This is a genomic window from Dorea sp. BIOML-A1 (assembly GCF_009875615.1).
Classification (GTDB): Bacteria; Bacillota; Clostridia; order Lachnospirales; family Lachnospiraceae; genus Dorea_A; species Dorea_A amylophila.
Map to the genome: position 1 here is coordinate 1 of NZ_WWSA01000021.1, position 24,170 is coordinate 24,170.

The window sequence follows — 24,170 nt, forward strand, 5'->3', positions numbered from 1 at the left end:
AATATCGCCAGCCATAGCATGGCTGACGATACAAAAATTTATTATTTTTTATTGTCCTCTTGACGGGGAGCATACCAAAATACGGGGCTTGCTTTTATTCTGGTTATATAAATCAATCCTTATATGCTTTATTTCGCAGGTAAGAATCCCTTACTTGTCTTCACAATCACCTTATCAAATACCATGAACATCGACGGTAATACAAAGATGACTACGATCATACTGATGATTGCACCTCTCGCCATCAATATACACAACGAGCTGATCATATCAATATTTGAATACAATCCGACACCAATTGTTGCTGCAAAGAAACTCAGCGCACTTACCATGATCGACTGTGCTGATGCACGGTGTGCGGTAGTGATCGCATCGTATTTCTCCGCTCCGTGATTGCGTTCTCTCTTATATCTCGTTGTCATAAGGATCGCATAATCCACCGTTGATCCAAGCTGGATCGTGCCGATGACAATCGATGCGACGAATGGCAGTTTCGTTCCTGTATAATACGGAATTCCCATATTTACAAAGATGGCAAATTCAATAACACCAACCAGAATAACCGGAAGCGAAATGGATTTAAATAATATCAATATGATCACGAAAATGATACCGATCGATACCATACTGACTGTCTTGAAATCCGTATCCGTAATATCGATCAGATCTGCTGTCAACGGACCCTCACCGATCAACATGCCACCTTTGTCATATTTATGTAATATTTTATTCAGATCTTTGATCTGGGCATTCAATTCATCCGATGCAACCTTATACTCAGAATTGACCAATAGCAGTTGATACTTATCATTCTTCAACATATCTGTTACAGAATTCGGGATCATGTCCTGCGGAATTGCCGGTCCGATCAGTGCATCCAGTCCAAGTGCCCATTTAACACCATCGACATCATCCATCTTATCAATCATTTTTGCAACATCTGCCGATTCTACGGAACTGTCCACAAGAATCATATGCGTCGTATTCATGTCATAATCTTTTTTCAGCTTCTCATTTGCAATAATACTTGGAAGGTCTTTTGGCAGTGTCTCATCCAGATTGTAATATACGGCTGTATGGTTATTTCCATAGATTGCAGGGAACAAAAGTACAAGGAAAAGGATTACATAGATCATATACCGCTTCGTAACTTTATCTGATATCTTTCCAATATCCGGAAGGAAAGGCTTATGCATCGTCTTCATGATCCATTTGTCACAGCACAGGATCATAGATGGCAGGATTGTCACACAGGCAATCACTCCGAGGATGACACCTTTTACCATAACTACACCGATATCCATACCCAGTGTAAATGTCATAAAACACAGGGCAATAAATCCCGCCACTGTCGTAACCGAGCTCCCGATTACAGATGAGAATGTCTGTGATATCGCATGTGCCATTGCCCGTTCTTTATCACCGTTGTAACGGATCTGCTGTTCTTCATAGCTGTGCATCAGAAAGATCGAATAATCCAGTGTCACTCCGAGCTGAAGTACTGCTGCCAGTGCCTTTGTAATATACGAGATCTCTCCAAAGAAGTAGTTGCTTCCCAAATTATACACGATTGCCATTCCGATACTCAGCATAAAAAGTAAAGGAATAAAATAGGAATCCATCGTAAGACCTAATACGATCACTGCCAATACGACTGCGATCAGTACATATAACGGTGTCTCCTTCTCAGCCAGATTCTTCGTATCCGTAACAATTGCTGACATACCACTTAAAAAGCACTGTTTTCCTGCCAGTTTACGGATCTCCCCAATGGCATCCATCGTTCCGTCAGATGAAGTACCCTCGTCAAAAAAAATCGCCATCATCGTTCCTGTACCGGAATTGAACACCTCATAGACATCCTTTGGGATCATACTCTTTGGCATACTGATATCTGCCAGCGAATCATACCATAAAACTTTCTGAACATGTTCCACGTTCTCAATCTTTGCTTTCAGGGCCGACACCTCTTTATCTTCCATTCCATCCACAATAAACATGGAAAATGCACCGGTTCCGAAGTCTTTTACCAGAATATCCTGTCCCTGCATCGTCTCTATATCTTCCGGCAAATACGTCAGCACATCATAATTGACTCTTGTATTCACATATCCAAGCCCTGCCGGAATCAGGAGTAAGATACTGATGATCATTATCGGAATTCTGAACTTTACTACCTTTTTGCCAAATGCGACCATATTCATAACCGCCCCTCCTTTATGACTATTGGTCATTTTTTGTACCTAATTGCAATATACATCAAAAAAGACCAACAGTCAATACAGTTTTTGACTATTGGTCATTTTTATTCTTATACAATTTTCTCAGATTGTATCGCTGCATTTTCGGATTGAAATTTTCCTATATTTCCAGCATTCCAAGTCTTGCCAGAACCTTCAGATCCATGTTCTTTACATTGTCTCCAAACTGTATCCGGATGTGATCATCCTCCATGTCTACCACGACACCCTCACCGAATTTCTTATGCTTTACAATCATGCCTTCTCCAAGTGCATCTGCGAGTTCCTGATAGCTTTTTCCCGGTTGCTTCTGAGAGCCATGATACATTCCATTTTCCTTTACGCCATATGTTTCCGCCGGACTATAATCTCCCCATTTCTTTATTCCTGCATATTCTTTTTGCCGATTCTCTCTCAGATTCCTCTTTCCCAGCAGCTCACTGCAGAATTTAGACGGCTTATTCGTCGTAAATACATTCAGCTGATTCTTTGCCCTGGTCACACCTACATAGAAAAGTCTTCTTTCTTCCTCGTAAGTTTCAAGTTCTTCTTTCGATGCCGTCCGCGGATTTACCAGAACTTTTTCCGGCAGTATCCCATCCATAACATCCAGAAGATAGACGGTATCATATTCCAGTCCTTTACTCGCATGCATGGTAGACAGAATAAATGGACAGTCGCTTTCCGTCTTCTTTTCCCGGATGATCTTTCTAAGCTCTTCCAGACGTTCCAGTAATTTTTCCGGAGAGTCTACCCTGCTTCCAATCATCTTGACAATCTCTAATTTATTTGCATTCATGCCCATTTTCTTCAGATAATCCTGATAACCCATATATGTCAGTATCTGATCAACCGCCTCATCCCCTGTCATCTTTAAGATGCGTTCCATCTGCCGTCTCAGATTACGGATATTATCCTCCTGATACTTTTCCAGATTATCATACTTAAGTACCGCATCCAGAACCGCCATATCTTTCTCCTTGCTCAAGTTAACATATCTTAAAGCATCTTCCTTACGGAAGAACAATTTCAATCTGTAATATATCTGCATGAATCTGTCAGTATCTTTCGGATTCATTGCAAACCGTATGATATTCTCTACATCCAGAACCGTACGGTGTGTGAAAAAAGACAGCTCTGCATTCCGCATCCTGTACGGAATATTCTTCCTCTCCAAAAGATCTATCAACGGAATAGCACACTCGTTATCCCGGTATAGAACCGCCGTCTCCGCTTTCCGTGCATCCATACCGTTCTTTTGCAGGCTGCTTTCCCGGGTCATACATTCCTGTGCTACCCTCATCAGATATACATACTCTGCCTTTCTGGATTTTAAAGAAATTTCTCTGATATCCGTCCCTGCCTCTCTTGCAGGCTTCATATGTTTTTCATGACGAAGCGTATTTTTCTGGATGAATTTATCCGCTGCCTCCACAATCTTCGCATTCGATCGGAAATTTTCTTCCATCAGAAGTACCTTTGCACCTTTATGATTCTTTTCGAACGACAACAACGCTTCCGGATAAGCCGCCCGGAATCCATAGATACTCTGATCCTCATCTCCGACCATAAACAGATTTCCCGATTCTGTCGCCAGCAAAGCAATGATCGCATGCTGAATTTTTGATGTATCCTGTGCTTCATCTACACAGATATACGGATACAATTTCTGAAAATACGCCAGAAGTCCAGGATCCATTCTCAGCATCTTATATGCATACAACATCTGATCATCATAATCCATCAGATTCTGCGCACGCATCTGACTACAGTATTCACGGTAGATTCCTGCAATTCGGATATCCGACTCTTCTTCTAACTTCTGGAGTTCTTCTTCGGTCAGCATCATATTTTTTATATATGTGATCAACGTTCTTACATTCTTAAGATCACTCTCCGTCGGATATCCTATGCCATGATCCTGACAGATTCTGATCAGCATCCCTGTCGTTGTCTTTTCATCCTTCACCAGTTCGAATGGTGTCTTTCCAATCCGTCTTCCGTAATACTGGATAATCCTCGCACAGATTCCGTTGATCGTCCTAAATTCCAGTCTCTTTGCCATATCCTCGCCAAAACGGACTGCAAATCTTTCGGACATATCTTTTGTCGCTGCCACCGTATATGTAACCGTAAGTATGCTCTCCGGAGGAATATTCCTACAGTAGATCATATAACCAAGACGTGTCACCAGTACCGTGGTCTTTCCTGATCCGGGTACGGCAAGAAGCAGTACCGGCCCTTTTGTGCTCTGTACTGCTTCTTTTTGCTGTTGATTTAATTTTACCGAAAATGTTGTTTCAAATTCTTTCCATTCCATACTTCTTTTTATGTTAATTTGTGAATCCACTTATAGCTCCTAAATCGTAAAAATACCGGAATTCCTTTGAACAACTGGTCCGACTGCACTGCAATCACGACCAGTTCCACCGGGAGTTTCCACACGAATGCCGTCAAAAATGACAGCGGCATCACGATCCCCCATGTAGAGATCAGATTCATATACATGGAGAACTTTGTATCTCCCCCACCTTGAATGACACCTATCGATACCGGCATCTGATATGACATTCCTACCATAACTATGCTCATGATCATAATGAAATGATCTGCCAGGACTGCTGCCGTATCTGTCAGTTTATACATGGATAACAGCGGTCCTCTCAATACAAATAGCAGAGAAGCAAGCACTACACCGATCAGAAGATCAATCACAGAAAGCGTTCTTCCATCAGATTTTACTCTTTCAATATCTCCCTCTCCGATATCTTTCCCGATCACAACTGCAGATGCAGATGATATGGCGATTACGATCACCTTCAGATACTGGAAGAATGTGCTGGATACAGAATTTGCAGCAATTGCATCTGCGGACAAATGTCCGAGAATTGCCGTCTGCATCGGTACCGAGATTGCCCAGATCATCCCTGAGCACATGATTGGAAATGCAACTTTTAAGAATGCCCTCCATATCTTTCTATTCTCCGGCGCAAATATGATTCTGATCAAATCAACGTCAAATAACCGGACTTTCGTATCTATCTTCCACACATACACCACAATGATCAATAGTTCCAGCATTCTTGCAGTTAACGTTCCCACTGCTGCTCCCTTGATCCCCATCTCCGGAAATCCAAAATGTCCAAAAATCAATGTGTAATTGATACAACCGTTTGTGATCAATGACACTACTGATATGACAAATGAAATCTTCACTACCTCTACACTTCTAAGCATAGCAATCAGCAGATTACTTATCATGAAAAGTAAAAATGTCCACTTCAGGAGTCCCAGATATGCCTTTCCTTCCGCAATAATCTCAGGTGACGTCGTAAATATTCCCAGGAGCCACTCCGGCATGCACGTACAGGCTGTCACGACCACTGCTGCGATCAGAATACTGAGTGCCAGTGCTGCTCCTGTCAGCTTCCGGATTTCCTCAGTCTCCTGCTTTCCCCAGTACTGAGAACAGATTGCTACCAGTGCATTTCCAATAGACAATGCCAGCTGGTTCACAATAAAGAATATCTGGTTCACCGTTGCCGCACCGGACAATGCATTCTGGCTGTAACTTCCAAGCATGATATTATCAAGCATATTCACACTGTAAGCCACCAGATTCTGAAGTGCCACAACCAGCATCAACCGGAAAAATGTCTTATAAAAATTTTTATCTCTTGTAAAAAATGTTGTTCTTGCAGTTTTCATTATCTCAACAGATTTCTTACCATTTCTGCATCAAATGTAACAGATTTCACATGATCTACCTCAATCTGATACAGGGCATTCGCCGCAATGTGTTCAGCCGCCTGCTCCAGATCACGGATTCCGGATGTATTAGAATATAACTTGATCAATTCATCCAATCCTTCCTCACTCATGATACACTCGTCTTCCTTAAGGCTCATTCTCTTTAATACCTTCGGAAGTGCGAATTTGGAGAAGATCACTTTCTTCTCTTCCGGTGTGTAATCAGGGATATCGATCACGGCAAATCGTGACATCAGCGGTGCACTGATCTGAGACTTGTCATTCGCAGTCGCAATCGGATATACTCCTACGGTCGGAATCATACACTCGATATAGTTATCTGTAAATCCAAGATTATCCAGTAATGTCAGAAGTACATCGGCCGGATTGCCATTTCCTTTTCCGGATGCTGCTTTATCCAGCTCATTAATGATGAATACCAGATTTGATTCTCCTGCCATGGCAAATGCATCCATGATGATACCTGTCTTTGCATTGGCATAGATACGAGAACTTCCTGTCAGCTGCTCAGGATCATTGATCGAACTCATATCCAGAGTCGTCCATGGAAGCTTCAGGATACGTGCCACCGCATAGGCAATCTGTGATTTACCGGTTCCCGCCGGTCCCACTAACAGAAGTCCATATGCCGGCAATGTATGTGTACGGTTGATCTGGATTATGGTCTCGATGATTCTCTGCTTTACGCGCTCCATTCCGTAAAGTTCTTCATCAAGAATTCTGCGCGCTTCATCCGGATCGATCGCTTCAAAATAATTGCTCTTCCACTGTACATTCATCATAATAGAAAGCGCTCTCTGTGCATGACGTCTTTCTTCCGGTGATACTTCATGAGAACGTGCCACGGCAAGATTACGTCTTGCCCAAAGGCGGATATTATCCGGAAGGGTTCTTCCCGCACAGTTCATGAAGTCTGTGATACTCTGAAGACTGGTAAGCTTCATATCATCTCCTGCTTCGTCTTCATCTTCATCATTCTCCTCTTCTGCCGGTGCATTACTTGCCAGAAGACGCTCGATCATAAATTGCAGGAATCCATCTTCTGCAGATAACTTTGTACCGCCGCCAAATGCAATCTCGCGGATCTTGTATACTGCATATCCTTCTTCTGTATTCTCTCCTGAGAGACGCACATTAATATGATTCTCTCCGAGCCATTTTAACAGACTTACAAACCTTGCATCGATCTTTAAGATGTCTGCACTTACGGTTCCGTCTTCCTGCTGAAATTCGAATGATGTCCTCTTGATCGGATTGGTAAATACGCCGCAGGAATGATGTTCCCATTTACATTGCTTATTATCCAGGATCATCATTGGTTTTTCTATAGTTGCTTCATTTTCATTAGAGCGGATTACCGTATATGTACATTCCGCTGGTTTCTTCTCGTCCGGCGTTGCGTTAAAATCAAAAACTGGCATATTCTTTTCTCCTTTTGTATATTCTTACATTTCCATGCATAATTATTGTTCATACTGCATTAGTGTAACATAATACACGCTCTTCTTCCAGAAGTATTTGTCAGGCAGCCTGCCTAACTCGTTGCGCCGCCTCAGCTGGAACCGGCTCCCGCCGTGCATGCATAACAATGCTTATCCATCCGTATTTTACGAACCTGATATGGTTTTCCTGTCACATCAAAAATTTTCTGATTTCCAACAACCGGAATTCCTGCCGCAAGATTAAAATCACAATCATACAACTGTCCATCATAATCCACGGAAATCTGCGTCCTACACATCAATGCCCCCACTGTATCTGCATTGAATGCATCGAATAATTTTTTCATATAACGATTCAGATTCCCTGATTTTCTTAAGAACGCTCCGAATCTTCCCATCGGATTATTATACAAAGTGTAAAGACTATTGAATTCAATTCCGAAATCCTGCAATAGCTTCTGTTTATATTCTTTTTCCATTGCTTCCTGATCAGGTGGGAAGAAAGCACCTGCCGGATTATAGACCATATTCAATACCAGTTCTGGATTTCTTCCATATCCTATCGCATTCAGGTGTTTGATTACTTCAATAGCCTTATCAAATGATCCTTCTCCGCGCACCTTATCCATCTCTGCCGCACGATAATACGGAAGAGAACACACAATTTCTACTTTATTCTTTGCATACACTTCCATTAGCTGTTCATATTCTTCCTCCAATAATATGACCAGATTCGTTCTGATGATTACATGGTTACAGATTCTACTGCTTTCTTCTATCAGATATTCCAGATGTGGATTCATCTCTGGTGCACCTCCGGTAATATCTATCGTTGCAATATTCTGTTCCTTTGCAAATGTAAGACAGGCATCCATCACTTCTTTTGACATTTCTTCTGTTCTTGCAGGTCCGGCATTCACATGGCAGTGTTTGCAAAGTAGATTACATTTCCGTCCGATATTCATCTGCAATACATCCAGATGCTCTTCTGTATCCATATACTTCTTATCCGGCACCATCTCCTGGAATACCGGAATCTCTGTCAGCTCATGAAAATCTTTGATGATATCATTCATTACACAACCTCATTCAATATTTCAATGGTATCTCTTACTATTTCCGGGCAGAAATCAAACAAAAGTCCCTCTTCCAGTATCTTCTGCATGCCCTCTGGATCTGCAATATCATGTTTTAATAATCCTTTACAGCTACAGACACCATATTTTTCCTGAAATTTTGTCAGAAACTCTGCTCTTTTGGCATTCATGATATCTTTCTGTTCCATATGCTCTGTATCACAATGTCCAAATTTCAGTCCCAGTACGATCATTGCACCAACTACTGCACCGCAGGTTTCACCGATTCCCATTCCACCGCCAAATCCTGCAGCCATCTTATATGCTTCTTCCTGTGTGATCCCCAGTTCTTCTGCAAATGCCCCTGCTACAACCTGAGAACAGTCAATCCCTTTCATAAAAAGTTCCGCAATTTTTTCTTTTTCCATCTCTTTTCTCCTTATTCTCACTTACATTATTGTTCCAAAAATATTTCTATTTTTTCTAAAAATCCATCACTCAGATAATCCTCCAGCTTCCGATATGTAGATTCATTTATGATCAGTTTATCCGGCTGCTGATACTGCACCCATGCCATTGCGCACCAGGTGATTCCTCTTAAGCATGTAATCTCCATAAATACTTTTGTTCGTTCTTTTAATCCCGTTATATCAAAACGCGCCCACACACATTTCAGATATTCATTCAGAAAATTTTCTATCTCTTCTTCCCTCAATATCACATCCGTTTTCCAAAACGTCGTTGTCGGTGCAAGGAAATGTCCCAGATCCTGTGCCGGATCTCCAAATAACGGCTTTTCCCAATCAATGAGATAGTTCGGCTTTCCTTCTCCTCCAATCAAGAAATTCGTGGAATTCAGTTCTGTATTAATGCAGCATTGATACGGTGAATCTTCCATATGGAATTCTTTTGCCTTTTTCCATGCCTTATCAAGCAAATCTCGGATTTTCCTTTTCATCCTGTCTTTTCCAAGCGGTGAATCCATATATATCTTCACCATCTCTTCGCACTCTTCCAATATTGCGGTCAGTGGATTCTCTGGCCGAATCAAACCCGATTCTGATTCCGGTATTCTGACACTATGTATATCAGCCAGACACTCTGCCGCATATTTTAAATCCGTATGATAGTCTAATGCTTTTCCCGGCAGATATTCCATTACCAGTACTCCGTAATCTAAAAATTTCCTGCTCCCGTCTACATAAAGCACTTTTGGCGTTCTTCCCGATGCTTCCAGCAATTGCAGTGCATGACATTCATACCCAATCTGATTTTCCAGATGCATCTGACTCCCACAATTGACACGTAACAGAAGTTTTTTCCCTGTCTTTGGATGCGTGAAGCTGTAATTAATATTATACTCTCCCTGTGCAAGCATTGTATATTCTTCTTCCTGTTCATTCGGAAGATTTAATGCTTTCCTATACTTTTCATTTTTCACATATTCATTTAATCCTTTTATACGTTCCATAATCCCGATCCCCTATTGGCTATATTGTTTCCTGACATTTTATCTTACATCTTTATATAACTTCGATATCGTCTCTATCGGCACACCATCCCGGTACATTTTTCTTAGCCGGTTCATCTTCCACATCACTTTTAACTGCGGAATCACCTTTTTAGGGAATCTCCGGTCTGACGTATAGATTCTGTGCCTAGCAATGCCAAGCTTTACTCCCATTTCCTTTAACGTAAGCGAAAACTGGTAATCTTCCATAATCGGAAGAGCCGGAAACATCCCCGCTTTGAAGAACAGTTCTCTTGTGATAAAAATCCCCTGATCTCCAAACATCACTTTTCTGTCTTTTATCCTATGATTTGAAATAACTCTGCATGTCCACATAAAAAACTGTCTGGAATGAAATGCAATGCCAAAGCATCCTGCTTCATGATCTTTTATCACTGCTTTGATTTCTTCCAGCGGTCTTTTCGGAAGTTCACTGTCACTATGAAGAAAGAAAAGAATATCTCCGGTACTTTCTTTTGCGCCAAGATTCATCTGGTTCGCCCTGCCTTTTTCCGAATGCAGTACTTTAAATCCCGGTCTGATCATCGACAATGTTGCGTCTGTACTCCCACCATCGACTAGAATGATCTCACACTTTCCCTGTAAGTTTTCTAATTGCTCCTGCAGTTTCTCTATCGTTGTCTCTTCATTATAGATCGGCACAATGATAGAAATCTTCTGTTTTTTTAGCAGGTAACGTCCAGTATGTGTGTTCTGAAGTAACTTCTGCCTCCTCATCCGGCTCCGATACGCCGTAATATCATCTCTGTCATCCATATCCTGCAATCTTCTTACATATCCGATTGTCAGTCCCATTTCCTGTAATGGCTGCACGGTCTGCTCCAGTACATTTCCTGTTCCATATGTCTTCTTTTCAAACACTTCACATACCGGTCTTTTCATTCCGACCAGATAATACCCTTCGTCTACGGTGGGACCAAAGACTACATCATTTACATCCAAAAGCCTGAACGCATACTCCAAATCCGAACATTTCAGTTCCGGTATATCCGTTCCTATTAATACACAGGAATCATACCCTTTTTCCAGTACATATTCGATTGCCTGATACATCCTTTCTCCCAGACCTTCCCCTGTCTGGGAAATATATTCTTTTGCTTTCCTGAATAATTTTTCCAGATATGCTTTCCCTTTTTCCGGTGTGTAGCATACGAATATGTCAGCATTTACTTTTTCGCATTCCTGTGCAATATCTTTCAGAAAATTTTCATGAAGTTTTGCACATTCTTCCGGCGAAAAATATGGCATCATTCTTGTCTTTGTCTGTCCCGGAATGGGAACTCTGGTAAATACGATCACTGCCCATTTCATTTCCGTCGTTATCCCCTTATATAAATTTTGTTTTCATCCTATTCAACATCGATTTCCCTGTATCGGCTTTTTCATCTGTTTCTAATATTTCTGTCAAAATATGAGTGACATTCTTACATCCGTTCCGATTTAGATTGCCTGCACAGGACGCACAATAGCTGTAAATCTTCTGCCCGCCACTGTTTTTTAACGCTGCTCCCATATTTTTTGCAAGTTCTGGTTCTTTTACAGGGGCACAGCCACCTAAGCCACAACACTGTACCTCTTCGATTGGAGTCAGCTTTCCTTCTATGTATTGCTCTATCTCTCCTAACAGTTCTTTCTTTTCCCTGTCAGGACATGGAAGGAACACCTTTGCCGGAAGCAGATTCTTCTTTCCGATTCCGAATTCCTCAAGCTTTTCATAAATGCTTACAACCTTTACTTCTTCCATTCTTGGTTTTAAATATGCATAGCAGTTCGGACAAAGCATGATTACTTCTTTGATTTTTCTTTTATGCAATTCTGATTGTATCTGACTTATAATCCTTTTTTCATCCTCTTTCATGCCAAGTTCTACAATCGGCTTTCCACAGCAGTCATATGCCACTCCTATACCATATTTTTTCAGTTCATTTACCAGCCTCTTAGTCGTCTTTGGATAAAAAGAAGGAAAATTACATCCCGGAAACAGAATACTTTCCCCTTGTGCATGTCTGTAATTCCGATATATATAATCTTTTTTTTCTTTTAACAGCATCCCATATCCTTTTTCTTCCAAAGTTCCACCGGATTTTTCTACTTTTTCTCTCCGGAGATTTAGAATATACTCTCTTCCATCAATATTCTCAGGGCATACCTCTGTGCACTTTCCACACAGGAAACAATGATAAGAAAGCTCTTTTAACTTCTCTGTATCTCCGATATCTATTCCGTACTTTTTCAAAAATTCACACTGATTCTGGCAGACGTGACAATGGGTACACGCTTCTACTGTATTGTTATCCTTCATTTTTTTCCTCCTGCACATAATGCTTCTTAAGGAACGTACCAAGCCCTATTACCATCCCAGCCAGAACAATTGCTATCCCGATATAAAGAATACGGTTCTCTTTGTCTGCAAGTCCTGCCATTCCAACCGTATACATAGCTGTTCCCGGAAGCATGAAGATCAAAGAACAAATGGAATATGTTGAAAACTTAATATCTGTCACACCATAAGCAAAATTCTGCAGATTATACGGAAATAATGGAACCAGTCTTGTGATCATCAGAATAAATACTTCATTATTTCCAGACTCATCAAATAACCATTTTTTTAAATATTTGTTCTTCATCGCCATCGGCTTAATAATGTCCTGTAAGAAAAATCTTCCTACAACAAATGCTACCATAGCCCCAAGTGTAGTCGCTACGGAACAACAGATGGTTCCAAGTACCGGTCCAAATACCAGACCTGCAACGATTGCAAATGTCACCCCCGGAAGTGCAAGTACCACACAGCTTATGATGGTAAGTATGGTATAGATGCCAATCGCCAACACTAAATTTTCCTGTACCATGTTTTCCAGGAATTTCAGATTCTCTGTATTTCCCAGATAAGAAGACCAGCCAAATATGTGATTTAATATCAAAATCAGAACAATAATTCCGATAAATATCCACAATTTTTTATTTTTCATTCTTTTTTCTTCCTATATCCCACAATAATTAATACGATAAGTACAATAGCAGCAGCAACTGTAATATATTTTAGTATATCATAAACAGGATTCTTCTGGATCTGCATATTCTGATAATTCACCCACCGGAGCATCCCCAGTTTTTTTCTTGTAAAATATTGGAACGCATATCCTCCGATCAAAAACGCTATGGTTAATAAATCTAAACATATATAAATAATTTTTTTCATTTTTCTCCTTAATACTACCAAACGCTGTCACTGATATCCAGTGACAGCGCCCATAACCTTTGTATTATATTTTCGCAGAAATTCTCTACACTCTCTGCTATGTTTTATTTTGCAGCTTTTCCTGTAGGAAGTTCTCCAACTGTTGTGTGAACACACTCATCACTTGCCGGATCACCAACCTGTACCGGATAGTCATCATGCATTAGCCACTCATACCATCCACCATCATACACAGAAATGTTATCATATCCATTTTCATAAAGTACAAGAAATGGTACGGTTGCTCTCCAGCCTGTTCCATCATCATTTGTAAACCACAACAGATTCTTTCGAACACCTATCTTTACTCTGTTACAAAAGCTGCGGATACATCACCGTCTTTTGCTCCATTCTCAATGATAAACAAATTATCTGTATCAAATCCTGCATCTTTCATTACTGAAATTGCTGTTTTTGCACATTTATTACCACTGTAGCAGAGAATATATACAGGCTCGTCCTTGTCCATCTTGTCTTTTGCAAGATTGTACATCTCTGTCTGTGCTTCCGGTGTATCAAATTCCTTCAGGCTGCACTGAAGTGTTCCTTTCAGATGACCTGCTTTATAGGTATCATCATCACGAACATCTAAAAATTGTACATCTTTATCTCCTACCTTGTCAACGGCATCCTTTCCTGATACATATTTCCAATCGATATTTTCTTCTGTACGGTCTGTGGTCAATGCCCCATTTTCTTTACCAAGTGCTTCTGCTCCACCTTCTACTGTATAGATGGATGTTGGTTCAATTCCTGCATCTCTTAATACAGCTGTTGCTTTTTCAGCTCCACGTTTTCCACTGTTGCAGATAACATAGATATCTTTTCCGTCATTCAGATGATCTTTGGCATAAGTTGTCATCTCATCTACCAGGGAATCGTCCTCCAATGGGAAGATTGGGCACCACTCTGAATTTGCAACTCTTCCTTTGGAATAATTTTCCCATTCTCTTACATCTAACACGTGAACTCCATCTGCAATTACTGTATCTGCTGCGGATACATACTGGTATTCATCATCTGCCAGTTCTTTCTTTTCCTCTGTATCCTTTTTATCATCCGTCTGTTCTGTCTTCGTATCTGCTGTCTTATCATCAGCCTTTGATCCACATCCAACAACCATTGTACCTGTCATTGCAGCTACCAGTAATAATGTCACAATTTTCTTTTTCATCTTATTTTTCCTCTTTTCTTCTTTTTTAATTAAAACTCCAGTTTCTTTACAATATTTTTCATCTGTACCCCGTGTACAAGACTTGCTCCGCCGCGGATCGCCGCTGCTACATGTACCGCCTCTGTCATCTGTTCTTCGCTGACACCTTTATCCAGGCAGTCGTTCGTGTAAGCATCAATACAATATGGGCACTGTACGGTATGTGCCACTGCAAGTGCGATCAATGATTTCTCTCTTGCAGTCAGCGCACCCTCTTCGAATACCGCATTGTAATAAGCAAAGAATTTTTCTGCCAACTCTGATGCTTTTTCCCCGATTGTCCCAAACTTTGCAAGATCCTCCGGATTGTAATATGTTTCCATATTCTTTTTCCTCCCTTTTTTTATTTTCCGGACTGTCTGTCCATATATATCTTTCTCAGCATAAAAATTAATGCCGAAAGAGAAAACAAAATCAATAATGCTGTTACAAGAAGTTTCGCTCCGCCAGTCAGCATACCGCCCACATAAGAATAGACGATGGTTGCCGGTAACTGTCCGATTCCCGTAGCAACAAAGAATGAAACAAATGACATCGAAGTAAGACCTGCCGCATAACTAACAATGTCAAATGATACAAACGGAAGAAGACGACAGATTAAAATCGTATTCTTTCCATAACGTTCAAAAAATGTATCAATTTGTTCAAGACCTGTTTTACTTGTTAATTTTTCCGCTACGTCACGTCCTAATATTTTTGCAATATAAAAGCATATGGCTGCTCCCGCCATTGCACTGCTCCATGAAAGAATCGCACCTTTCCACCATCCAAACAGGCTGGCATTGGCAAATGTAATTAAAAATGCCGGAAGAGGTGCTGCGATTGACTGAAAAATCATTAACAAGAAAGACATCAGTGCCGCATATACCCCATATGACGCAACAAAATCTCTTACAACTGTAAAGTCTCCGCTTGCAAACATCTTAAATATCCGGTTCATTGTCTTATGTATCCCCGGTACCCATAAATATGCAGCAATGCATACCAGTAAAACTATGATCAAGATTCCCTTTTTTATCCAATCATTTTTCTTTTTCATATATTCCCCCTTCATTCATGACTTGCATGCTATCATTAAATATTATTTTACCAATAAATAATCTATCTGTCTAATTGTGTTTATTGATATGTTTTCATCATTTATATATTATTTCTATATATGCATACTTTCATCAAGTCCCTGCTTTTACCGGATAACAATACAAAGCACACAGAAAAATCGGATCTTTAAGATTTTTCTATGTGCTTATTTTTTACTTATCCTTATTCAGTTTCTTTTCCAAGCCTGATTTTTTCCATTTTCTTCACAAATTCCTCATCCGCATGGTCAAACAGATAGTTCCTGTCACTGACCCGTTGTTTTTCATTATCTTCTTCAATCAATTTCTTTGTATATTCAATCTCTTCTAAGAAATCTCTGGAAGAAATACGGGTTCCACCCTGCCCCATCGTGATTACCTGCTCTACCCCATCGGAAGTCACGACCGTCACATGATACTTTCTTCCGATATGATGAACGACCTTTTCAATGTACTGATCGGCAGTTTCGGCTTCTTTGGTATATACGACATGGATATTATGATACTTCTGGATCTCCAGTGCATAGCCTTCTACCTTATATGCGTCAAATACCAGAATCAGGACACATTTCTTATACCCCTGATAATTACACAGGATATCCATCAGTTTGTCTCTGGCAGCCTCGATGCTGACTTTTGCCAGTTCTTTCAGCTCTTCCCATGCGAAAATAACATTGTATCCGTCAACCAGCAGGTATTCCTGCATAGCCTCTTCTTTTTTGCGCTGCTTTTTCGCATACTCACTTTCGTAAGTTTTTGGTGTCAGTCCACCTTTTCTTTCTACTTTTCCATATGTGCGGATAAAGATTTCTTCCAGTTCTTTTTCTGCTGCTTTAGAATAGACTCCCGGTGTTCTGGCCGCTCTCGGTACCTGTCTTGCTGCCTGCTCGGACTGCCTCTTTGCTTCTTCTAATGCCTGTTCTTTTTCAAGCTGATTCTCCAAATGCATGTACTCTGGCACTTGATTCCATGGAACGTTAAATCCTGCACCATGGGAACAGAAGACGGATCCTGTCGGATTCTCGATGTCGCGCTCCGGATCATAACCAATCTCTTCGATCACTGCCTCTGCGTTCCGGCAAGGTTCATAGCCGCGGAACGTACAGGTCAGATGTCCCTGTCCTCTTGTATAAGAATTCACTTCCATCTGATAATCCCGCATACCTGTAACCGGTGCATATCCCTCGATCGTCGTCATCTCTCCTTCTGTCTGCGGTGTACCGGTCTCCCCATTCATCCGCTGAATATCTGTAAGTGCCCGTCCGATCATTCCCGATGGAATTTCCAGCTGAAAATCATAATACGGTTCCAGCAGCATACTTTCGGCCTGCATCAGTCCTTGACGCACCGCACGGTAGGTTGCCTGCCGGAAATCCCCGCCTTCGGTATGTTTCAGATGTGCCCGTCCTGCCGTCAGTGTGATCTTCATATCCGTGATCACAGAACCTGTCAGCACACCCCTGTGTTCTTTTTCCAGAAGATGGGTAAGGATCAGACGCTGCCAGTTCTTGTCTAACATATCCTCACTACAATTCGTTCCGATCACAATACCGCTGCCTCTTTCTCCCGGTTCCATCTTCAGATGTACTTCCGCATAATGCCGGAGCGGTTCGAAATGCCCCACACCTTCCACTGTATTCTGGATGGTCTCTTTATATACGATATTTCCCGTATCGAATTCCACATCTACACCAAACCTGTCTTTGATCAGACTTTTTAATATCTCGATCTGGACTGCTCCCATAAGTTTTGCATGGATCTCTCCCAGTTCTTCATTCCATACAATCTTAAGCATTGGGTCCTCTTCTTCGAGTATACGTAAATTTCCGAGCATTTTGTGGACGTCACACCCCTCCGGGAGTTCGATCTTGTAGCTTAAGACAGGCTCCAGTGCCGGTGCTTCGGAATCGCATTCTATGCCAAGGCCTTCACCTGGATAAGTATAATTCAATCCGGTTACTGCACATACCATGCCGCTTTTCGCTTCCTGCACCATCTCATATTTTTCACCGGAATAAATGCGGATCTGATTGACCTTTTCTTCCCAGCTATGATCGGCACCCTCTGTTTCACCTGAGTGACCGTTCTTCCGCATATCCCCTTTTAGGATATCTTTCACTTTCAGTCTTCCGGATGTTACTTTCAGATGTGTCAGGCGGTTCCCTGCTGCATCCCTGGAAATCTTATAGGCTTTTGCGCCAAAAAAACCTGTGCTTTTTCCTTTCATGTCACTTTTACCGGATGCCGGATCTGTTTTTCTCTGCTGATTTTTCTCTATGTAACCAGTCATCCCATCCATGAATTCCTGTACGCCTTCCATCTTCAGCGCCGAACCAAAATAACACGGATATACTTTCCTGTTACCGATTATCTCAGCAATTGTATCCTCTTCTATTTTCTCTGACTCCAGATACTCTTCCATCGCTTTCTCATCACACATGGCAAGACTGTCATACGTTTCTTCCGTTATCTCCGAAAAATCGATACATCCTTCATCCAGTCTGTTCTGCAGATCTGCCAGTACCTTTGCCTTATCCGTTCCCAACTGATCCATCTTATTGATGAATATGAACGTCGGTATCTGATATCTTTTGAGCAGTCTCCAAAGCGTACGCGTGTGTCCCTGTACCCCGTCTGCGCCGTTGATCACCAGGATTGCATAATCCAGCACCTGTAAGGTACGTTCCATCTCTGCCGAAAAATCCACATGTCCCGGTGTATCCAGAAGAGTTATCCCCAGATTACCCATCTTTAATTCTGCCTGTTTGGAAAAGATCGTGATTCCTCTTTCCCGCTCCAGCTCGTATGTATCCAAAAATGCATCCTTATGATCCACTCTTCCGAGCTTTCTGATCTGCCCACTTAAGTAAAGCATACATTCCGATAATGTTGTTTTCCCGGCATCTACGTGAGCCAGGATTCCAATTGTAATATGTTTCATAATTTCTTTCCTTATTATCTGTCGTTATCAGTCACTATTACCATTACTTATCAGTATTCTTTTTTACGATATTCTTATTATACATCATAATTTATATTTTGTACTTTTTTTCATAATTTTGCAATTTACTATTGTTTTTTCCTGAAAAATCTGTTTGACTATTAGTGAGGACATATTAAAAAAAATAATAAATAAGCGAGGTATTGTTATGAAACCAATAAAAGAAGGTAAAGTCCGTGAAATTTATGATAACGGAGACAGCCTGATTATGGTTGCCACTGATCGTATCAGTTGTTTTGACGTAATTCTTAAGAATATTGTTTCCAAGAAAGGAACTGTTCTGACGCAGATGTCTAAATTCTGGTTCGACCTGACAAAAGACATTCTTCCAAACCACATGATCTCTACTGATGTGAAAGATATGCCTGAATTCTTCCAGAAACCAGAATATGACGGTAACAGCATGATGTGCAAAAAGCTTGAGATGCTTCCAATCGAATGTATCGTACGTGGTTACATCACAGGAAGCGGATGGAAGAGTTATCAGGAGAATGGTACTGTATGCGGCATCAAACTTCCGGAAGGATTAAAAGAATCGGATAAACTTCCAGAGCCAATCTATACACCATCCACAAAAGCTGAGATCGGAGATCATGATGAAAATATTTCTTACGAGCAGAGCATTGCCCACCTTGAGAAATATTTCCCTGGTAAAGGCGAAGAATATGCAGCCAAGCTTCGTGACTGTACGATCGCTCTCTATAAAAAATGTGCAGACTATGCATTAAGCCGTGGTATCATTATCGCAGATACCAAATTCGAATTTGGTCTTGATGAAAATGGTAATATGGTTATCGGTGATGAGATGCTGACACCGGACAGCTCCCGTTTCTGGCCTGTAGAAGGTTATGAACCGGGACACGGACAGCCGTCGTTCGACAAACAGTTTGCACGTGACTGGCTGACTTCTCACCCGGATAATGACTGGAACCTTCCGGATGATATTGTCCAGAAAACAATTGACAAATATCTTCAGTGCTACAAGATGATCACAGGTGAAGAACTTGCTTAATTCCCCTGTATTCAGAGATAACGAACTCCTTGCTGTTTTCTCGATCATCTGATCAGGTAGCAATGCAGAGGATCTGCCACCGGCAGTTTCTCTTGCATATTTTAGTATAAATACTCCCGCCGGGACTGCCACTCTGACAGCTTCTGCGGGAGTTTTATTATAATACATGAACTACCTTTGAACATTATTTCTTCATCTTCGGCTCAAAGACAAGCGATGCCAGATAGCCAAAGATAAGTGCTGCAGATATTCCAACGGCACTTGCCTTAAATCCGCCCATAAATATCCCGATGAATCCTTCTTTATCTACAGCTTCTTTGACACCTTTCCACAAAAGATTACCGAATCCCAATAATGGTACGCTGGCACCGGCTCCTGCATATTCCTGAATCACCGGATATATCTTCAGTGCTCCTAATACAGAGCCGCTGCACACCAAAAGCACCATAATCCTTCCCGGCATCAGCTTTGTCCGGTCCAGCAATATCTGTGTCAGTGCACAGATCAGACCTCCCACCCAGAATGCATTGATATAATCCATATTATGTTTCCTCCCTGTATGTTTTTGTCTAACAGTGTTCCAGCACGATTCCATGTGCAATTCCCGGAACACTTGCTCCCTCATTGTAACTGACCGTCGACATCAGTGCTCCTGTCGGAACGAACAGTACCCTCTTCCACTCACCGCTTGCAATGGCAGGCAGGATATACGCCGATAACGTTGCTGCAGCACATCCGCAGCCACTTCCTCCCGCATGGGTATCCTGCCTGCTCTGATCAAATATTGTCATCCCACAATCCATATGTCTTTCTTTGATATCGTATTCTTTTTCCCGCATAAGATCAAATAATATACTCTGTCCCACATATCCGAGATCTCCGGTAATGATCCGGTCATAATCTTCTTCTTTTCTTTCAAAATCTTCCAGATTCTGGATGATCGTATCGCAGGCTGCCGGAGCCATACATGCGCCCATATTCTGCGAATCCTTCAAGCCATAATCCACAATCTTACCGACCGTCACTCCGGTGATCCTCACATGACTCCTGTTCTTTCCAACAATAAATGCTCCACTTCCGGTCACCGTCCATTGTGCAGACAGCGGTCTCTGATTCGCATAACTGAGCGGAAAACGGAATTCCTTTTCTGCACTTCCGAAATGGCTGGATGTCACTACGAGCATCCGCTCTCCGTATCCTGCCGCCACACACATCGATGCCAGGGCGAGTGCTTCCCCTGACGTTGAACATGCACCGTACAGACCAAACATCGGTATCTGCAGCTGTTCAACTCCAAGTGATGTTGCCACTCCCTGCCTTAGCAGATCGCCTCCGAACAGATACCGGATGGCCCCTGCCGTCAGATGTGCTTTACCAAGTGCCAGCTGACAGGCTTCTTTCTGCATACTGCTTTCCGCTTTTTCCCAGGTGTCCTCCCCGAACATATCATCCAGACCCACCATATCAAACCTGCTGCCAAGTGGTCCTTCCCCTTCTTTCTTACCGACGACAGATGCACTTTCCTCAATATACGGAGATGCATTAAATGCTATACTCTGCTTTCCTTTTATCATATTCTTATATCCTCCTGCTATATTTCCATACAGATTATCCCGCAACTCCTGCCGCTTTTAGCAGCCAATAGAACAGTCCAAGCAGCCAGCTTGTAAATATCCCATACAGGATCACCGGTCCGGCAATGGTAAATATCTTGCACCCGATTCCTATAACCTGTCCTTCTTTCTTGTATTCAATCGCCGGTGCTGCCACTGAATTGGCAAATCCCGTAATCGGTACCAGCGCTCCTGCACCGCCCCACTTTGCGATCTGCGGATACAGATTGCATCCGGTAAGCACTGCACTCAGAAGCACCAGAAGCATCGAACACCAGCTTCCACTCATATCCCTGCCCAGTCCCGCTTTCTCGCAGATATTCAGAATGCCTTGCCCGATCACACAGATGACACCGCCTGTAACGAATGCTTTCGCCATATTTACCGGCAGATTATGCACCGGTGTTTTCTGCCTGACATAATTTTCATATGACTGTTGTTGTTCTTTCTTCTCCATATCATCACCACCTCTTCCAGAAAAACAATAATGCGCCCAGACCTTTTCCAAATGCGATTCCAATCATCACCGCTGCAATCCCTCTTACCATACGGATTCTCCGGATAAAGATCGGAAACAGATCCAGCATTTCCGCCAAAGCCATTGCCCAGCAGCCCACAAAGATTCCTCCGAACAGTCCCATGACCGGAAGCAGACAGCCTGCGAACGGAACCGCCGGATGATACACAGAAATAACGGCGCCCAGGCTTCCTCCGGCTGCAACCGCATCTTCATATAACATAACCTGTTCTCCTGTATGTGTCCGGTCGGCAAAGTCCGATATCACACCCAGGCCTATGATAAAAGAAAAAAGTCCGCCTGCCGCCGTAATCCCTGCACTAAATCCCAGTAGTGCCAGACATATGTTTTTCGCCAACATCCAGTTCTTTCTCCTTTCTGGAATATGTCTCTACCAGCGTTGTCTGTATATCATTCTCGTAAAGACGCATCTCCACCTCCATCGGTGTCGGATCTACCGACAATCGTTTTTTTCCGAAATGATTGAAGAATGTCAGAATTCCTATCACAATACCAATACAGTATGTGAACTCCAGGATTGTAAATCCATCTGACTTTGTACCGGTTAAAAGTTCATATACCTGTCCAAACATTCTGGTCACACCTACATCATTATTGAATGCCATTGTTGAAAATGCTGCGCCAAAGAAACTGATCAGTACTACAGCCACAATCTTAACGCCATGGATGATCCCGCCTTTTCCATCCTGTTCCTCATACGTCACGATAAAATCCGTTTCTCCGATATTTTCTACTGCTGCATCCGGATATATCTCATGGATCTTCTGTATCACTTTCAGAAGTGATACCACTGTTCTACGCTGTCTCTTATCATCCGGATGATGAAAGGTCAGCAGATGAATGCTCCGGATCCTGGCAAGCATTGCCGGGTCTGTACACTCTATCTTCAGCACATCACCGATCATCACGGATGCCTTTGCCACCTCAACATTCCGGTCTGCCTTTATATATACAGTGCCTGCCTTCCCTGCCATCTTTCTTCACCTCCGTTTTTTCATCCTGATAGTATACCGTCTTCTTTACCAACGTTCCTTCATTTACTCCGTGACTGCCTTTTACATCATGAAAATAATAAATAAATCCTATGATCACTGCTGCTGTAATAACAAAGATCAGGCACATCCTGATCTTCTTTCTGCCTTCTTCCAACATTCTCACCCTTTCTTCCCATGCTTTCTTTTACCGGATCTCATGAGTTAGTATGCCGGATTCTGACAATTCTATGCATGGATTCCATACATAGAATCGATCCCTGACGTGCCTGTTATAACTTCTCTCTTAAATTTTTTAATATCTTCTTTTCCATTCTGGATACCTGAACCTGTGAAATTCCAAGTTCTTTTCCTACCTGTGTCTGTGTCTTTTCCGAAAAATATCGTAGATAGATCAGCTTTCTCTCGTCCTTATCCAGATTTTTCAGCAGTTCTTTCAATAGCAGATGATCTACAACTCTTTCTTCTGCCGCATCAGCCTGACCGACTTTCTCCATCAATGACATTTCCTGTCCTTCTTTTTTACAGACAGGTCTGTGCAGTGATTCCACATCCGTACATGCATCCATTGCCATCGTCAGTTCTTCCGGTGCGACCTTTAAATCTTCTGCAATCTCTGCAACCGACGGCTCTCTTCCCAGCTCTTTTCCGAGCCTTTCCTGCGTCTGATACGCTTTGTATGACAGTTCTTTCAGTGAACGGCTGACCTTGATCATTCCGTCATCTCTCAGGAACCGCTTGATTTCACCGCTGATCAGCGGGACTGCATAAGTTGAGAATTTCACTTCAAAACTCAGATCGAACTTGTCAATTGCTTTCAGCAGTCCGATCGTTCCGATCTGGAACAGGTCTTCCATTTCTGTTCCGCGCCCTGCGAAGCGTCTTACGATACACCAGACCAGTCCCGTATTTTCCTCCACAATCTGTGCTCTTGCTTCGTCATCCCCTTCGTGAGATTTCTGAATTAAAGCGATTGTGTGGTCCATATCTTTCGTCCTTTTCCGATTGTCTTTTTCATTTTCACAATGGTTCCTTTTCCCGGTTCGGAACTCACTTCAACCTGATCCATGAATGCTGTCATAAAAGAAAATCCCATTCCTGACCGGTCAAGTTCCGGCCTGGTGGTAAATAACGGCTCCATCGCTTTTGTCACATCTTCGATTCCTTTTCCATGGTCTTCCACTTCTATCTCCAATGTGTCTTCACAGGTTGTACATCGGAGGAATATCTTCTCCACCCGGCATTCATAGCCATGAATCACCGCATTCGTCACAGCCTCCGACACAGCCGTTTTTACATCTGCAACTTCCTCAACTGTCGGATTCAGTGATGTCATAAATGCTGCAACGGCAACTCTGGCAAATGATTCATTCGAGGAATAACTGTCAAAAATAATCTGCATTTCATTGGTATTTTCCATT

General features: G+C 42.1%; 25 protein-coding genes. 1 reads left to right on the plus strand and 24 read right to left on the minus strand.

Annotated features, from left to right (window positions below; all coding sequences use genetic code 11):
- Positions 1–128: 128 nt before the first annotated feature.
- The 16 genes from GT508_RS09180 to GT508_RS09255 all read right to left on the minus strand — a co-directional run bounded on the left by GT508_RS09180 (position 129) and on the right by GT508_RS09255 (position 18,534).
- A complete protein-coding gene (locus GT508_RS09180) occupies positions 129–2,198 on the minus strand; it encodes an efflux RND transporter permease subunit (RefSeq protein WP_161144115.1) in 2,070 nt (689 codons plus the stop codon).
- A 163-nt stretch (positions 2,199–2,361) separates the two neighbouring features.
- Positions 2,362–4,590, minus strand: coding sequence for an ATP-dependent helicase (locus GT508_RS09185; RefSeq protein ID WP_330576909.1), 2,229 nt, complete (start codon positions 4,588–4,590; stop codon positions 2,362–2,364).
- Entirely contained in the window at positions 4,569–5,948 is a 1,380-nt protein-coding gene (locus GT508_RS09190; protein ID WP_161144091.1) for an MATE family efflux transporter, read from the minus strand. The genes GT508_RS09185 and GT508_RS09190 overlap by 22 nt, the downstream gene beginning before the upstream one ends.
- Positions 5,948–7,432, minus strand: coding sequence for an AAA family ATPase (locus GT508_RS09195; RefSeq protein WP_055180556.1), 1,485 nt, complete (start codon positions 7,430–7,432; stop codon positions 5,948–5,950). Before GT508_RS09195 ends, GT508_RS09190 begins: the two co-directional genes overlap by 1 nt.
- A gap of 131 nt (positions 7,433–7,563) precedes the next feature.
- Positions 7,564–8,529 (minus strand): arsenosugar biosynthesis radical SAM (seleno)protein ArsS, encoded by a 966-nt coding sequence (arsS, locus tag GT508_RS09200; protein ID WP_161144092.1) that lies wholly within the window; start codon positions 8,527–8,529, stop codon positions 7,564–7,566.
- Positions 8,529–8,957, minus strand: coding sequence for a C-GCAxxG-C-C family protein (locus GT508_RS09205; RefSeq protein WP_055282928.1), 429 nt, complete (start codon positions 8,955–8,957; stop codon positions 8,529–8,531). The genes arsS and GT508_RS09205 overlap by 1 nt, the downstream gene beginning before the upstream one ends.
- Positions 8,958–8,983: 26 nt before the next feature.
- The gene (locus GT508_RS09210; protein ID WP_161144093.1) at positions 8,984–10,000 is read right to left on the minus strand and encodes an aminoglycoside phosphotransferase family protein; all 1,017 of its coding nucleotides are present in this window, start codon (positions 9,998–10,000) and stop codon (positions 8,984–8,986) included.
- Between the two features lie 39 nt (positions 10,001–10,039).
- Complete coding sequence (locus tag GT508_RS09215; RefSeq protein ID WP_118224361.1) at positions 10,040–11,371, minus strand: TIGR04283 family arsenosugar biosynthesis glycosyltransferase; 1,332 nt, start codon at positions 11,369–11,371, stop codon at positions 10,040–10,042.
- Between the two features lie 16 nt (positions 11,372–11,387).
- Positions 11,388–12,362, minus strand: a complete 975-nt coding sequence (locus GT508_RS09220) for a (Fe-S)-binding protein (RefSeq protein WP_118224362.1) — start codon at positions 12,360–12,362, stop codon at positions 11,388–11,390.
- Entirely contained in the window at positions 12,352–13,032 is a 681-nt protein-coding gene (locus GT508_RS09225; protein ID WP_161144094.1) for a TVP38/TMEM64 family protein, read from the minus strand. Before GT508_RS09225 ends, GT508_RS09220 begins: the two co-directional genes overlap by 11 nt.
- The gene (locus GT508_RS09230; protein WP_161144095.1) at positions 13,029–13,262 is read right to left on the minus strand and encodes a hypothetical protein; all 234 of its coding nucleotides are present in this window, start codon (positions 13,260–13,262) and stop codon (positions 13,029–13,031) included. Before GT508_RS09230 ends, GT508_RS09225 begins: the two co-directional genes overlap by 4 nt.
- Positions 13,263–13,366: 104 nt before the next feature.
- On the minus strand, positions 13,367–13,582 hold the full coding sequence (locus GT508_RS09235) for a hypothetical protein (protein WP_192934804.1): 216 nt from the start codon (positions 13,580–13,582) through the stop codon (positions 13,367–13,369).
- Between the two features lie 23 nt (positions 13,583–13,605).
- On the minus strand, positions 13,606–14,475 hold the full coding sequence (locus tag GT508_RS09240) for a rhodanese-like domain-containing protein (protein ID WP_022415878.1): 870 nt from the start codon (positions 14,473–14,475) through the stop codon (positions 13,606–13,608).
- Between the two features lie 29 nt (positions 14,476–14,504).
- Positions 14,505–14,837 (minus strand): arsenosugar biosynthesis-associated peroxidase-like protein, encoded by a 333-nt coding sequence (locus GT508_RS09245; RefSeq protein WP_022415879.1) that lies wholly within the window; start codon positions 14,835–14,837, stop codon positions 14,505–14,507.
- 20 nt (positions 14,838–14,857) lie between these two features.
- On the minus strand, positions 14,858–15,553 hold the full coding sequence (locus tag GT508_RS09250; protein WP_022415880.1) for a TVP38/TMEM64 family protein: 696 nt from the start codon (positions 15,551–15,553) through the stop codon (positions 14,858–14,860).
- A 224-nt stretch (positions 15,554–15,777) separates the two neighbouring features.
- A complete protein-coding gene (locus tag GT508_RS09255) occupies positions 15,778–18,534 on the minus strand; it encodes a translation factor GTPase family protein (protein ID WP_161144096.1) in 2,757 nt (918 codons plus the stop codon).
- Between the two features lie 208 nt (positions 18,535–18,742).
- Between GT508_RS09255 and GT508_RS09260 the strand changes: the two genes are divergently transcribed.
- Entirely contained in the window at positions 18,743–19,606 is an 864-nt protein-coding gene (locus GT508_RS09260; RefSeq protein ID WP_022415882.1) for a phosphoribosylaminoimidazolesuccinocarboxamide synthase, read from the plus strand.
- A 184-nt stretch (positions 19,607–19,790) separates the two neighbouring features.
- On the opposite strand, the gene spoVAE is transcribed toward GT508_RS09260, so the two are convergent.
- The 8 genes from spoVAE to spoIIAB all read right to left on the minus strand — a co-directional run bounded on the left by spoVAE (position 19,791) and on the right by spoIIAB (position 24,169).
- Entirely contained in the window at positions 19,791–20,147 is a 357-nt protein-coding gene (gene spoVAE, locus GT508_RS09265) for a stage V sporulation protein AE (protein ID WP_028087137.1), read from the minus strand.
- A gap of 28 nt (positions 20,148–20,175) precedes the next feature.
- The gene (locus GT508_RS09270; protein WP_161144097.1) at positions 20,176–21,180 is read right to left on the minus strand and encodes a stage V sporulation protein AD; all 1,005 of its coding nucleotides are present in this window, start codon (positions 21,178–21,180) and stop codon (positions 20,176–20,178) included.
- A 34-nt stretch (positions 21,181–21,214) separates the two neighbouring features.
- Positions 21,215–21,676, minus strand: coding sequence for a SpoVA/SpoVAEb family sporulation membrane protein (locus tag GT508_RS09275; RefSeq protein ID WP_161144098.1), 462 nt, complete (start codon positions 21,674–21,676; stop codon positions 21,215–21,217).
- Positions 21,677–21,680: 4 nt separating this feature from the next.
- The gene (locus GT508_RS09280) at positions 21,681–22,097 is read right to left on the minus strand and encodes a stage V sporulation protein AB (protein ID WP_144101106.1); all 417 of its coding nucleotides are present in this window, start codon (positions 22,095–22,097) and stop codon (positions 21,681–21,683) included.
- The gene (locus GT508_RS09285; protein ID WP_161144099.1) at positions 22,057–22,731 is read right to left on the minus strand and encodes a stage V sporulation protein AA; all 675 of its coding nucleotides are present in this window, start codon (positions 22,729–22,731) and stop codon (positions 22,057–22,059) included. Before GT508_RS09285 ends, GT508_RS09280 begins: the two co-directional genes overlap by 41 nt.
- Positions 22,682–22,915 (minus strand): hypothetical protein, encoded by a 234-nt coding sequence (locus tag GT508_RS14440; RefSeq protein ID WP_144101105.1) that lies wholly within the window; start codon positions 22,913–22,915, stop codon positions 22,682–22,684. Before GT508_RS14440 ends, GT508_RS09285 begins: the two co-directional genes overlap by 50 nt.
- 106 nt (positions 22,916–23,021) lie before the next feature.
- Positions 23,022–23,735 (minus strand): SigF/SigG family RNA polymerase sporulation sigma factor, encoded by a 714-nt coding sequence (locus GT508_RS09290; protein ID WP_055282906.1) that lies wholly within the window; start codon positions 23,733–23,735, stop codon positions 23,022–23,024.
- Complete coding sequence (spoIIAB, locus tag GT508_RS09295) at positions 23,714–24,169, minus strand: anti-sigma F factor (RefSeq protein WP_028087131.1); 456 nt, start codon at positions 24,167–24,169, stop codon at positions 23,714–23,716. The genes GT508_RS09290 and spoIIAB overlap by 22 nt, the downstream gene beginning before the upstream one ends.
- Position 24,170: the final 1 nt, after the last annotated feature.